Annotated in this window: 12 protein-coding genes and 3 tRNA genes; 7 read left to right on the top strand and 8 right to left on the bottom strand. The window is 61.3% G+C overall.

Annotated elements, in window-relative coordinates; all coding sequences use genetic code 11:
* Positions 1-2 precede the first annotated feature (2 nt).
* From ACN9MZ_RS19925 to ACN9MZ_RS19895, 7 genes are all read left to right on the top strand, one after another.
* A complete protein-coding gene (locus ACN9MZ_RS19925) occupies positions 3-659 on the top strand; it encodes a heme-copper oxidase subunit III family protein (RefSeq protein ID WP_426338674.1) in 657 nt (218 codons plus the stop codon).
* 9 nt (positions 660-668) lie between these two features.
* The gene (locus ACN9MZ_RS19920; protein WP_426338673.1) at positions 669-1004 is read left to right on the top strand and encodes a cytochrome C oxidase subunit IV family protein; all 336 of its coding nucleotides are present in this window, start codon (positions 669-671) and stop codon (positions 1002-1004) included.
* A gap of 39 nt (positions 1005-1043) precedes the next feature.
* Positions 1044-1119, top strand: a tRNA-Glu gene (locus ACN9MZ_RS19915).
* A 30-nt stretch (positions 1120-1149) separates the two neighbouring features.
* Positions 1150-1225 (top strand) — tRNA-Glu (locus ACN9MZ_RS19910).
* Between the two features lie 47 nt (positions 1226-1272).
* A complete protein-coding gene (earP, locus tag ACN9MZ_RS19905; RefSeq protein ID WP_426338672.1) occupies positions 1273-2412 on the top strand; it encodes an elongation factor P maturation arginine rhamnosyltransferase EarP in 1140 nt (379 codons plus the stop codon).
* A gap of 64 nt (positions 2413-2476) precedes the next feature.
* Positions 2477-3052 carry an elongation factor P gene (locus tag ACN9MZ_RS19900; protein WP_130311408.1) on the top strand — a complete coding sequence of 192 codons (576 nt, stop codon included), beginning with the start codon at positions 2477-2479 and terminating at the stop codon, positions 3050-3052.
* Between the two features lie 133 nt (positions 3053-3185).
* On the top strand, positions 3186-4763 hold the full coding sequence (locus tag ACN9MZ_RS19895; protein ID WP_426338671.1) for an amidase: 1578 nt from the start codon (positions 3186-3188) through the stop codon (positions 4761-4763).
* On the opposite strand, the gene dbpA is transcribed toward ACN9MZ_RS19895, so the two are convergent.
* The 8 genes from dbpA to ACN9MZ_RS19855 all read right to left on the bottom strand — a co-directional run bounded on the left by dbpA (position 4760) and on the right by ACN9MZ_RS19855 (position 11990).
* Positions 4760-6172 (bottom strand): ATP-dependent RNA helicase DbpA, encoded by a 1413-nt coding sequence (gene dbpA, locus ACN9MZ_RS19890; RefSeq protein WP_426338670.1) that lies wholly within the window; start codon positions 6170-6172, stop codon positions 4760-4762. The two genes, ACN9MZ_RS19895 and dbpA, sit on opposite strands and share 4 nt — an antisense overlap.
* 3 nt (positions 6173-6175) lie before the next feature.
* A complete protein-coding gene (locus ACN9MZ_RS19885; protein WP_426338669.1) occupies positions 6176-6409 on the bottom strand; it encodes a hypothetical protein in 234 nt (77 codons plus the stop codon).
* Between the two features lie 82 nt (positions 6410-6491).
* Positions 6492-8147 (bottom strand): acid phosphatase, encoded by a 1656-nt coding sequence (locus ACN9MZ_RS19880; RefSeq protein ID WP_426338668.1) that lies wholly within the window; start codon positions 8145-8147, stop codon positions 6492-6494.
* A 46-nt stretch (positions 8148-8193) separates the two neighbouring features.
* Complete coding sequence (locus ACN9MZ_RS19875) at positions 8194-8751, bottom strand: hypothetical protein (protein WP_426338667.1); 558 nt, start codon at positions 8749-8751, stop codon at positions 8194-8196.
* 53 nt (positions 8752-8804) lie between these two features.
* Positions 8805-8881: transfer RNA gene (locus tag ACN9MZ_RS19870), tRNA-Met, on the bottom strand.
* A gap of 48 nt (positions 8882-8929) precedes the next feature.
* Positions 8930-10081 (bottom strand): methyltransferase, encoded by a 1152-nt coding sequence (locus ACN9MZ_RS19865; protein ID WP_426338666.1) that lies wholly within the window; start codon positions 10079-10081, stop codon positions 8930-8932.
* 72 nt (positions 10082-10153) lie between these two features.
* Complete coding sequence (locus ACN9MZ_RS19860) at positions 10154-11185, bottom strand: hypothetical protein (RefSeq protein ID WP_426338665.1); 1032 nt, start codon at positions 11183-11185, stop codon at positions 10154-10156.
* A 307-nt stretch (positions 11186-11492) separates the two neighbouring features.
* Positions 11493-11990, bottom strand: coding sequence for a putative metalloprotease CJM1_0395 family protein (locus ACN9MZ_RS19855; protein WP_426162513.1), 498 nt, complete (start codon positions 11988-11990; stop codon positions 11493-11495).
* Between the last annotated feature and the right edge of the window lie 66 nt (positions 11991-12056).

The raw sequence follows: 12056 nt of genomic DNA, 5'->3' as shown, positions 1-12056 counted from the left end.
GTATGGATACCGGCACCAACGACATGAAAGGCTTCGTCTCCGACTGGGCGGGCGACCGCGTCGCGTTCCGCGTCCCGTGGGGCAAGGCAATGATGTGGATCTTCCTGCTTAGCGATACCTTCATTTTCGGCACCTTCCTCACCGGCTATATGTCGGTGCGCATGGCCACCACTTCGGCGTGGCCGAATCCCAGCGAAGTATTTTCGCTCACAATCGCCGGCACCAACTACCCGCTGATCCTGATTGCGATCATGACCTTCGTGCTGATTACCAGCAGCGGCACGATGGCGATGGCGGTCAATTACGGCTACCAGCGCAACCGCAAGATGGCGGCGATATTGATGCTCGTGACTGCCGGTTTTGGCCTGCTGTTCGTCGGCATGCAAGCCTTTGAGTGGAGCAAGCTGATTCACGAAGGCGTGCGGCCATGGGGCAACCCTATGGGAGCGGCGCAGTTCGGATCGTGCTTCTTCATGATTACCGGTTTCCACGGGCTGCACGTGTCGGCGGGCGTGGTCTACCTTTCGATCATCGCACGGCGCGTATTGAATGGGCATTACGAGAAAAAGGGCTATGACATCGTCGAGATCACCGGCCTGTATTGGCACTTTGTCGACCTTGTCTGGGTATTCATCTTTGCATTGTTCTATCTCTGGTAGGAGGCCGCCATGTCCGAAGCTACCGCCGCCCATCAACAGCATCCGATCGGGACCTATGTCAAAGTCTGGATCCTGCTGTTCGTATTGAGTTTCTTCTCCTACCTGGTGGACTTCTTCCACGTTCACGGCTTGCTGCGCTGGGGCCTGATCCTCACGCTGATGATGCTGAAGGCCGGCTTCATCATCGCGGTTTTCATGCACATGAAGTGGGAGCGGTTGGCGCTGATCTTTGCGATTACCTTGCCACCGCTGGCGATTCTTGTGCTGGTGGGGATGATGTCGGCGGAGTCACATTATGTGAACACCAATCGCATCGAACACTTCGCCGTTGCGCCCTTGAAATGAGGCTTGCACGCTGATATAATTCGCGCACGCTTTTACGACGTCCCCATCGTCTAGAGGCCTAGGACATCACCCTTTCACGGTGAGTACCGGGGTTCGAATCCCCGTGGGGACGCCAAGTCATTTCAAAGCGTAGTGCAAGTCCAGGGTCCCCATCGTCTAGAGGCCTAGGACATCACCCTTTCACGGTGAGTACCGGGGTTCGAATCCCCGTGGGGACGCCACAGATTAGAATGAAGCCGCCTAGTGCGGCTTTTTCATTTTCCGGCCTATGTCTACCAGCTTGTCCCTCGATCTGTTTTGCAAAGTTGTCGATAACTTCGGCGACATCGGCATTTGCTGGCGCCTGGCGCGCCAACTGCAGCGTGAGCACGGCATCGCCGTCCGGCTGTGGGTTGATGACTTGCGTTCGTTCCAACGCATTTGTCCGCAAGTCGACGCAGCTGCCGAGTTGCAACATATTGACGGCATCGCCGTGCGTCATTGGGCTGCGCAAGAGGGTGAGTTTGCGTCGGACGATGTGGCGGACATCGTGATCGAATTCTTTGCCTGCGACATACCGCCTGGCTATATTGCCGCGATGGCGCAGCGCCCGGAGCGCCCGGTGTGGCTGAACCTTGAAGGCTTGAGCGCGGAAGAGTGGGTGGAAGGCTGCCATGGCCTGCCGTCCAAGCATCCGCGCCTGCCGCTGACCAAGTATTTCTTCTTCCCCGGCTTTACTGAAAAAACAGGCGGGCTCCTGTACGAAAAAGACCTTGAAGCCGAGCGCCGCGCCTATATTTCCGATCCCGCTGCCGTATCGGCTTTCTGGTCCTCGCTAGGCGTAACGGAAGCAGAGGCGGCAGCAATGAAGGTTTCGCTGTTCTGCTATCCCTACGCGCCAGTGGCGCAGTTGTTTGCGGCGTGGCGCGATGGCGGGCGGCAGGTCACTTGCCTGGTGCCTGAGGGCGTGGCGACTGAGGCCGTTGCTAACTTCCTTGGCCAACCTGCTGTGCCGGGCGCGGTGCGCAGCGAAGGTGCGCTCACGGTGCGTGTGCTGCCATTCGTGCCGCAGCAGGATTACGACAAGCTGCTCTGGTCCTGCGAGCTGAACTTCGTGCGTGGCGAAGATTCCTGGGTGCGGGCGCAATGGGCTGGCAAATCCTTCATCTGGCACATTTACGCGCAAGATGAAAACCTGCACCATAAGAAGTTGCGCGCTTTCCTGCAGCGCTATTCGGCAGGCAGTGCGTTCGACGAGTTCTCGCTGTGCTGGAACGGCGCGGCGCAAGGCGACTGGCCGAGGCTGTGGAAAGCCTTCGCCACGGCAATGCCTGAAATTTCGGCAAAGTCGTCGGAATGGCAACAAAAAATCCTGGCCAACGGCGATCTGGCCACGAATTTGACTAAATTTTGTGCATCGCTCAGGTAATACATTACAACCCGTGCTATAATGCGCGGTTACTGCAACTCCCCTTAACCGGTATATATTCGCTATGAAATTCGCAAAAGAGATTCGTGTCGGCAACATCATCATGGTTGAAGACAAGCCATTCATCGTTCTGCGTTCCGACGTCAACGGCTCGTCGCGCACTGGCTTCACCTACAAGTGGAAGATGAAAAACCTGCTGACCGGCGCCCCGCTGGAAAACGTGTTCCGCGGCGACGACAAGTTCGACGTGGTCGTTCTGGACAAGAAGCCAGTGACCTACTCGTACTTCGCTGATCCACTGTTCGTGTTCATGGACGAAGAGTACAACCAGTACGAGATCGAAGAAGAGAACATGGGCGAAGCAGTCAACTACCTGAAAGACGGTATGGAATGCGAAGCTGTCTTCTACGACGGCAAGGCAATTTCCGTGGAACTGCCAACCACCATCGCTCGCCAGATCATTTACTCGGAGCCAGCAGTGAAGGGCAACACCTCCGGTAACGTGCTGAAGGAAGCCAAGCTGGAAAACGCCATCGAAGGCCGCAACTTCTCGATCCAGGTGCCACTGTTCGTGTCCCAGGACGACGTGGTCGAAATCGACACCCGTACCCACGAGTTCAAGAAGGTCGTTCGCGCCTAATTGCAGCAAACTGTTGCAAATTCGCAATAAAAAGCCCGTCGATGCGGGCTTTTTTACTTTTTAGCAGTATTAATTGCTTGCAACATGCTGGTATTCTACTGGTTTGTGCTTTTCTTGACAGAGGGCGTACCAGATGGATCGAAGGGGGTTCGTGAAGTTGGGGTTGGCTGCCGGCGGCGCAGCTGGTTTGCCGCGTGCGCAGGCGGCGGTGCCGTCCGTGCTGGATGCCGGAGTCCAGCATCAGCAAGACCTGATGGCCGCCAACAAGCTGACCTCACATGCGCTTACCTCGCAATACCTGTCGCGGATCAATACGATCGACAAATCGGGCCCCCGCATTAACTCCATCATCGAAATCAATCCTGAGGCGTTGAAGATTGCGCGCGAAATGGATCGTGAGCGCCATCAGCGGCGCGTGCGCGGTCCGCTGCACGGCATTCCCGTGCTCCTCAAAGACAATATCGCGACGGCAGACCGCATGAGCACTACAGCCGGATCGCTGGCGCTGGCCGGTGTCCGGGCAGCACGCGACTCGCACGTGGCGGCGCGTTTGCGTGAAGCCGGCGCGGTCATCATCGGCAAGACCAACCTGAGCGAATGGGCGAATATGCGCTCCAGCCACTCCGTCAGCGGATGGAGTGCGCGCGGCGGCCTGACCCGCAATCCGTATTCGCTGGATCGCAACTGCAGCGGCTCGAGTTCCGGTTCCGGTGCAGCGATTGCCGCCGGGCTGGCGACGCTGGCGGTAGGCACCGAGACCGACGGCTCCATTGTGTCGCCCGCATCGATTTGCGGCCTGGTCGGCATCAAGCCGACAATTGGCCTGGTGAGCCGCAGCGGCATCATTCCCATCGCGCATTCCCAGGACACAGCAGGGCCGATGGCGCGCAGCGTTTCCGACGCCGCATTGATGCTGGCCGCGATGGCGGGCATCGACCCAAAGGATCCGGTCACGCAGGATGGCGCCGGCAAGGCTGCCGATTATTCGTCGGCCCTGAAGCGCGATGCATTACGCGGCAAGCGCCTCGGCGTTGCCCGCAATTTCTTCGGCGGCAGCGACGGCGTCGATGCTGAAATCGAAAAGGCGCTGGAAGCGTTGAGGGCGCAAGGTGCAATCCTGGTTGATGTACAGGTGCCCAACACGGAGAAGTACGGCGACAGCGAAACCGAAGTGCTGCTGCATGAATTCAAGGTCGACCTCGCGGCCTATTTGCGCGACTACGCGCCGAATGCGAGGGTCAAGAACATGGCCGACCTGATCGCTTTCAACAAGCAGAACGCCAAGCTTGAAATGCCATACTTCGGCCAGGAATACCTGGAGCGCGCGCAAGCCAAGCCGGGCCTCGACAGCCAGGCCTACCAGGATGCGCTGGCCAACAATCACCGTTATTCGCGAAAAGAGGGCATCGACCTGGTGTTGAAAGCGCACGAACTGGATGCCCTGGTTGCGCCGACGGACGGTACTGCATGGCTGACAGACTTCATTAACGGCGACCACTACGGCAAAAGTTTTTCTTCGCCAGCAGCGGTGGCCGGATATCCGCACATCACGGTGCCTGCGGGCTACGTGCGGGGCTTGCCAGTCGGCTTGTCTTTCGTCGGCACTGCCTTCAGTGAGGCGGCATTGATCGGCATGGCCTACGCTTTTGAACAGGCCACAATGGTCCGCCGCGCGCCGCAATTCCCCGCCAGCGTTTCCATCCGCGCTTAAACTTCAATAAATCGCATCTTGAAGTTGCGGCCTTTGAAGCTGCCAAAGTCGCCGCCCGGCACGGTGCTGGTGGCTTTCAGGCGTGAGAAAGCGTCGTGGGCGACACGCCGATCGAGCGCGACGTAGGTCTGGAATTCGGTGACATTGATCTTGCCGACCTGCTCCTTGGTCAAACCGCCGTCGCCGCACAGCGCGCCCAGCACGTCGCCTGCGCGCAGCTTTTCCTTCTTGCCGCCCGCGATGCAGAGCGTCAGCATCGGCGCCGGTTCGGCGTTCACGAAATCGTCTTCCGCCAGCTCCTTGATGTCGTGCCACTCGACCGGGGCGCCGCCCTGGTAGTCTTCGATCAGCTTCACCCACTTCTTCTCGTTCGGCGCGCACAAGGTCAGCGACAGGCCTTTTTCGCCGCCGCGGCCGGTGCGGCCGATGCGGTGGATGTGAACTTCGGTATCGCGCGATACGTCGGCGTTGATGACCGCTTCCAGGTTGGCGATGTCGAGGCCGCGTGCGGCCACGTCGGTGGCGATCAGGATCGAGCAACTGCGGTTGGAGAACAGTACCAGTATTTCATCGCGTTCGCGCTGTTCGAGTTCGCCATACAGGGCCAGTGCCGAGAAGCCCTCTGCATGCAATTCATCCAGCAATTCCTTGCAGTGCACCTTGGTGTTGCAGAAGATGATGGCGGAAGCCGGCTGGTAGTGCTTGAGCAATTTGCCGACAGCCTTATCGCGATCGTCAAAGCCGATTTCGTAGAAGCGCTGCTCGATCTGCGCGCCGCTGTGCTGCGCTTCCACGGTGACTTCGATCGGGTCGGCCAGGAAGGCTTCCGTCGCCTGGCGAATGTCGTCCGGGTAGGTCGCCGAGAACAGCAGTGTCTGGCGGCGCTTGGGGCAGGCGCGCACGATGCCGGCAATCTCGTCGTAGAAGCCCATGTCCGTCATGCGGTCCGCTTCATCGAGCACCAGGGTGCGGACATTCGACAGGTCGAGCGATTCGCGCGACAGGTGGTCGCGCACGCGGCCCGGCGTGCCGACCACGATGTGGGCGCCGAATTCGAGGGAGGCGATTTGCGGCCGCATCGGCGTACCGCCGGTCAGCACCACCACCTTCACATTGGGCACGCAGCGCGCCAGGCGGCGCAATTCATTGGCTACCTGATCGGCCAGCTCGCGCGTGGGGCAGAGCACCAGTCCCTGCACGGCAAACCAGGCGGTATTCAGCTTGCACAGCATGCCGATGCCGAAGGCCGCAGTCTTGCCGCTGCCGGTCTTGGCTTGCGCAATGAGGTCGCGGCCTTCAACGATGGCTGGCAGGCTTTGCGCCTGGATCTCGGTCATTTCGCGGTAGCCCAGCGAGTCCAGGTTGGCAAGGAGTTTTTCGGACAGTGGCAGGGCGGCGAAAGAAGTCATTTTTTAGTCCCGCTGCCAGATCGGCAGGCCGGTGAGGTCCAGGTTGGGATCATTTTGCCAGATTGGCAGGCCGCTGGCGTCGGTCGGGCCGAGTTCGCCAAGCAGGTCGAGTTGTTCCTGTTTGCGCGGAGAGCGGCGAACGCGCGGCGGCGGCGGAAGCTTGGCCTCCGGCGCCATCGGCTCGGCAGGTCCGAAGCCTGGCAGGTCGATTGTCGCGTTGTCTTTTTTATCTCTCATAATCCGTCGCCGAAAACAAAAGCCCGGCTGAATCAGTCGGGCTTCCTTTAAGAACGGGCGGATTGTAACACGGGCAACCATGTCAACGGAAGGCGAGGGCTCCCGTCAGGTCGCCCGGCGGCAAGGCGCCGCGTTCGGCGAAGGCCTTGTTGCGCTCGGCCAGGCCTTCCAGCAAGGGCAGGCCATGCAGGCGGGTGATGAAGCGCAGGATCGAGGTGGTGTCGTAGAAGCTGTGGTCCACCGTCGACTTCTTGGCGAATGGCGACACGATAATGGCCGGGACGCGCGAACCCGGGCCCCAGCGATCGCCCTTGGGCGGCGCTACGTGGTCCCACCAGCCGCCATTTTCGTCGAAGGTCAGCACCACGACCATGTTTTCCCATTGCGGCGATTTCTTCAGGTGCTCCAGCACGTTGACGATGTGCTGGTCGCCGGATTCGATGTCGGAATAGCCAGCGTGCAGGTTCAGGTTGCCCTGCGGCTTGTAGAAGCTCACTGCAGGCAGCTTGCCCGCCACCACATCGGCCAGGAATTTGTTCGATATCGGGCTGTCACCCAGGCCGCCGTCGCGGATGTGGGCTGCGCGTTGCGCGGTGCCCGGGGCGAAGCTGGCGAAGTAGTTGAACGGCTGGTGGTGGTACTGGAAGTTTGGTTTGCTGCCGCCGCCCTTGTGCTCCAGCGCAGCCTGGAAGGCGCCGCCGTACCATGCCCAGCTCACGCCCTTGCGCGAGAGCAGGTCGCCGATGGTGTCGTGGGTTTGCGGCGGCAGGTAGGCTGGATCTTCCGGGTTGGCGTGCAGCGGGTCGCCGCCGGGCGCGGGGCGCACGAAGCTTGGCTGGTAGGGTGGGGCCATGGTGTTGACCGCGAAACCGTCCGGCGTGATGGCGCCGTCATTCACATAATGCGGCCGGCCGTCCAGTGCGGATTTCGGGCTCTTTGGATCAAGGGCCAGGGTGTGGCCGGTCGGACCGTCGGACAGTACCGCGATCTTGCGCTTGGCCGGGCTGTTGGCGGCATTCGGGTATACCGGGCAGCGCCCTGAGACCAGGAACTGGTGGTTCAGGTAGGAGCCGCCGAAGGCCGCCATGAAGAAGTTGTCGCACAAGGTGTACTGGCGCGCCACCTGCCACAGGCCGAGATTCTTTTCCGTCTCGCCGTAGTAGCCCATCACCATGCCGCCGGTATTGCCCCAGGCGACAAAGCTGTCGTTCTTGCCGCCATTGATCTGCATCTGGTTCTGGTAGAACAAGTGCCACAGGTCGCGCGTAATGACCGATTCCGGCAGCGGCTTGCCTTCAGCGTCGACCAGCTTGAAGGGCGCGTTCGGCAGGCCGGTCAGCTGGTCTTCCTTGACCTCATAGCGCTTGCCGGCGATGTCTTGCGGCACTGGCACCAGGCCGCCCCATACTTTGGGCAGCGTTGGCAGGATGCTGCCGTCGTAGTCGCGCTGCTGGTAGTCGGCCGGCTTCAGGGCCGACATCGGCGACGCCAGTCCGGGGAAGTCGGCGAACAGGTTGTTGAAGCTGCGGTTCTCCAGGTAGATCACCACCACGTTCCTGACGTTGGCCTGCAGCTTGTCGTCCAGCGACATGGCCTTGGCCGGCTGCGTCGATTTCACCGCCGGAGCTGCAGTCACGCCGGGCAGGCTGGCGGCAAGGCCGGCGGCGCCGGCTGCCTGGAAGATGCGGCGCCGCGCAGGGCTGGCTGGCAGGTCTTTTGAGGTGTCTTTTTCGTTCACGCGTTGCTCCTTGCGGTTCTTGTCGCGTGCAATTGTGACAGCTCGACTACAAAAAGGCGAGAACCCCGCGCTGGTAGGTTTCTCGCACTTCGGCGATGGGCTGCTGGGAGGCGGAGTACAGTACCGCGGCATGTTCAAACAGTGCGGTGGGCGAGTGCAAGGTGGTACGGGAGAGAGTGCGGCGAGAGGGCGCCAGCGCCTGCACGGCCTTGCCGAATGGCGTGTCGGTTTCATCCAGCAGGCGGTTCATTTCCGGCGTCAGACGGCGCGGAACGTACCAATTGTCTGCTTCGGAAAACAGGTGTGTGCCGCAATATAGCTGTACGCGGCGGTATTTCACCTCGGCCTGTGTCACGCCCAGGCGGGCAAGTGTCTCGCTGCTGGCGGGCTGGACTGCCGCGCGCACCAGGCGGGCGACGATTTTCGGCTCGGCAGCGATGGCGTGGTCCGCACACCATTTTTCCAGTGTCAGCGTGGCGCTGCTGCTGGCCAGGATGTCGGCGCTGAGCTTTTGGGCGAGGACTTCGGCCTGGTTCCCGGGGCTGGCGCATGCTGCCAGCAGGGGCAGGGCCAGGATCCAGCTTAAGTATGACGAAATCTGCACTGACACATCCCAAAATGGAAAAAGCCGTTGCGAAGGCAACGGCTTTTTGAATCTGGTTGCGGGGACAGGATTTGAACCTGTGACCTTCGGGTTATGAGCCCGACGAGCTGCCAGACTGCTCCACCCCGCGTCTGAGGCAAGCATTATAGCTCGCACGTCGCGGTTCTGCAAGGTCGATTTATGCGATTCCCAGGCGCCACAGCGAAGTAATCTCTGCCGACCGGGCTGCATGCAGTGGATCGCTGGCGTCGCTGGCTTTCGGGTGGACTGGACGGGCGTCGAGCCGGCCCAGCACTTTCAGTCCGGCGGCGGCGATCCATGCCTCCAGTTCGGCGCGCGAGCGCAGGCCCAGGTGCTCGGCCAGGTCGGACAGGATCAGCCAGCCTTCGCCGCCTGGCGTCAGGTGGGCCTTCAAGCCCGACAAGAAGCTGCGCAGCATGCGGCTGTCCGGGTCGTAGACCGCATGTTCGACCGAGGAATTCGGGCGTGCCGGAACCCATGGCGGGTTGCAGACTACCAGCGGCGCCTGGCCGGGCGGGAACAGGTCCGCCTCCAGCAACTCGACCTGGTTGTCCAGCATCAGACGGGAAAGGTTGTCTCGCGCGCAGCTAAGGGCACGCTTGTCCACATCTGTCGCGACCACGTGCTTCACGCCGCGCTTCGCCAGCAATGCGGACAGCACGCCGGTGCCAGCGCCAATATCAAAAGCCAGTTCCAAAGCACCTTGCGGCAGTGGAGCATCGGCCACCAGCTGCACATACTCCCCGCGCAGCGGAGAGAATACGCCATAGTGAGGATGGATGCGTTCGCCCAGCGCAGCCACCGGCACACCAGCCTTGCGCCATTCGTGGGCGCCGATCAGGCCTTGCAGCTCGCGCAGGGAAATCACGAAGGCATCTTCGCCGCGGCCATAAGCTTCGTTGCAGGCCAGCGCCACGTCAGGCGCGCGGCGCAAGGGGATGCGGTAGCCGGGTTCGAAAGGGATCAGCAGCATGGCCAGCGTGCGGGCGCGCTGCGACTGGGCCTGACGGTGCAGGTGGAAAGCTTCAGTGGCATTGGCCGGGGTTTTGGCGGCAGCCGCCTTGCGGCCCTTGCCGCCTTTGGCTGTCTTATGGTCGGCGCGCCGGGCCAGCGCCTGCAGCAGTTGGCGCGCGTTCTGGAAATCGCCGCGCCACAGCAGGGCGGTGCCTTCGCAGGCGAGGCGATAGGCGACGTCGGCGTTCATGGTGTCGTCGGCGACCTGCACGCGCTTGGGCGGAGGGTTGCCTGATTCGGAGCGCCAGCGCGCGGAGCGCGGCTCGCCTTGTTCTGTCCAGTGGATTTCTTGCATAGTGGCCGAAGGGTAAACGACGAAACCGCCTGAAAAGGCGGTTTCGTCAGGAGGATGCCATTATACGCGGGCTTAAGCGGCTGGCGGTTCCTCAGGCGCCGGCGCAATTGCCGGCGCCGGCGCAATTGCCGGCACCGGCGGGTCGATTGGCACGGCGGCGGTCTGCGGTGGATCGATCGGCGCGGCGGCGTCTTGTGGATCGATATTGGTTGCGGGCGGGTCAATCTCGGGCGCCGGCGGATCGATGTCCTCGCTTGGCGGGTCGATTTCGCCGTTGCGCGCAGCTTGGCGGGCGGCGTTGGCGGCGTGTGCAAGTTCCGCAGCTTGCCCTGGCTCGGATTGCAGGCGGCCGTAAGCCTTGGCCTTTTCGCTTGCGTTGGCTGGCAGGTAGGTATCCAGCGACGATTCCGAATCGACCAGCTTGAGCAAGCGCATGGTCAGGTTGCCGGCGTCGCTCTCCTGGCCCTGTTCGTTCTGCTGCTTGAGCGTGGCGCTGATATTGCGGTCCATCAGGCGGAACAGGTCGGCCAGGCTGCCTGGGAAGTCGATGTCCGGGAATTCCACTTCCGGCAGCGGCATGGCCGGGTTCTGATCGGCCTGGTCCTTGCGGCGCGCCGCCATGTTGGAGGCCGCGCCTGCGCTCATCCTGGCTTCGTACTGGATTTCGACTTCAAAGTTCAGCTTGCGGCCGTCGGCGGTGGTGATGGTGCCTTTGCCGAGAAAGTGGGAGTTCTCGTCCAGGCTGAATCCCAGCGCGTCAGAGACGCCGTTGGCGCTGGCGGTATGCAGCGCGCCCGCGGCGAAACTGGCGTTCGACTCCAGCGAGACCGAGTCAAACGAGATCCTGGCGCCCTTGGCGTTGTCGCCCAGTAAACTTTTTGCAAAGCTGCCAACCAGGTCTTGCGCCATGTCGACCGTCCTGTTGCCCAGCTGGTCGACCCGTTTTTGCAGGTCGACTGCATTGCTGGACAGGGAGACTGCGCTATCCGCGCTCACATTCTTCACTGGGTTGGCGCGCGAAGGCTTGCTGTCTGCCTGCGAGGTGGCAGGGGACAAGGAAGAGTTCTGGTATTGGCGAGGGCCGATCGAATTCAGAGGGTTCATGATAAGAAACCTTTTGGGTGTACTACCCCTGATACGGCAAGTTTCCGGATTTCTTGAGGTTGATCAATGATGATGAGTCCACAAACCGTTCGATTCCAGGTAGGACTTGACGGCTTCCGCGGCGCCGGTAGCGTGCAGTTTCACTTCCCCGCAGGTGCAGACACCATAGTACGGCGTAATGTGCGAGCACGCAGAAGTTTTCTGCAATGCAACCTTAACTGCTTTGCTGCATTTTGCGCATTTGAAAGTGAGGGTGCGTGGGGCTTTCAGGAACATGGCCTAGACTCCGGGCAAAAGAACGATTTTATCAGGCAAAGATATCAATCGTTGCTTGCTTTTCGGAAAGACCGTAGGCATGCTGGACTGTTTGTTGCTTCGCCGAAAGCTCGGCCTGGGCTTGCAGCGCCATCTGGCCGGCGCGCGCGGCCACGCTGCGGTCCTGGCCGGACGGGTCGGCCGGTGCCAGCGCCGCCGCCTGCACCTGGCGCGCCTTGTCGATGGTTTCTTCGGGCGTGCGGCCGGGCGAGGTGTCGATATTGACTTCGCCGCCCACGGCATAATTCACGCCGTCCGGACCGCGTTGGTAGGTGTAAGTGGCGCCTGAGGTGGCCAGGCTGCCGGCGGCGGCAAGGTGGGCCTGCTCATGCTGGCGCACCTTGAGGTCGCTCGCCTTGAGCTGGTCGATTTTTGCCTGGTCTTCGGGGGAATATTGCTGCTGGGTCGATTCGCTGCGCGTAGCGCTGCGCGCAGGTGCGCTTGCCTGCGGCGCGTAGCTGCCCGACGATGATATGGCGCCGATTCCCATTTACACATCATAACAAATTGGCAGGCGCTTTCCGTCAACTGGCGGCCACTTCTTGCGTTGAAGGAG

This window comes from Pseudoduganella sp. S-14, from assembly GCF_049913285.1.
Taxonomy (GTDB): Bacteria; Pseudomonadota; Gammaproteobacteria; order Burkholderiales; family Burkholderiaceae_D; genus Rugamonas.
The sequence above is the reverse complement of the archived record's forward strand: the minus strand, read 5'-3'. Positions and strand labels throughout refer to the sequence as shown.

Bases quoted from the DNA above. Each gene is read 5' to 3' on its own strand.
- ACN9MZ_RS19925 (WP_426338674.1), top strand. From the start codon at position 3: ATGGATACCGGCACCAACGACATGAAAGGCTTCGTCTCCGACTGGGCG.
- ACN9MZ_RS19920 (WP_426338673.1), top strand. From the start codon at position 669: ATGTCCGAAGCTACCGCCGCCCATCAACAGCATCCGATCGGGACCTAT.
- earP (WP_426338672.1), top strand. From the start codon at position 1,273: ATGTCTACCAGCTTGTCCCTCGATCTGTTTTGCAAAGTTGTCGATAAC.
- ACN9MZ_RS19900 (WP_130311408.1), top strand. From the start codon at position 2,477: ATGAAATTCGCAAAAGAGATTCGTGTCGGCAACATCATCATGGTTGAA.
- ACN9MZ_RS19895 (WP_426338671.1), top strand. From the start codon at position 3,186: ATGGATCGAAGGGGGTTCGTGAAGTTGGGGTTGGCTGCCGGCGGCGCA.
- dbpA (WP_426338670.1), bottom strand. From the start codon at position 6,172: ATGACTTCTTTCGCCGCCCTGCCACTGTCCGAAAAACTCCTTGCCAAC.
- ACN9MZ_RS19885 (WP_426338669.1), bottom strand. From the start codon at position 6,409: ATGAGAGATAAAAAAGACAACGCGACAATCGACCTGCCAGGCTTCGGA.
- ACN9MZ_RS19865 (WP_426338666.1), bottom strand. From the start codon at position 10,081: ATGCAAGAAATCCACTGGACAGAACAAGGCGAGCCGCGCTCCGCGCGC.
- ACN9MZ_RS19860 (WP_426338665.1), bottom strand. From the start codon at position 11,185: ATGAACCCTCTGAATTCGATCGGCCCTCGCCAATACCAGAACTCTTCC.
- ACN9MZ_RS19855 (WP_426162513.1), bottom strand. From the start codon at position 11,990: ATGGGAATCGGCGCCATATCATCGTCGGGCAGCTACGCGCCGCAGGCA.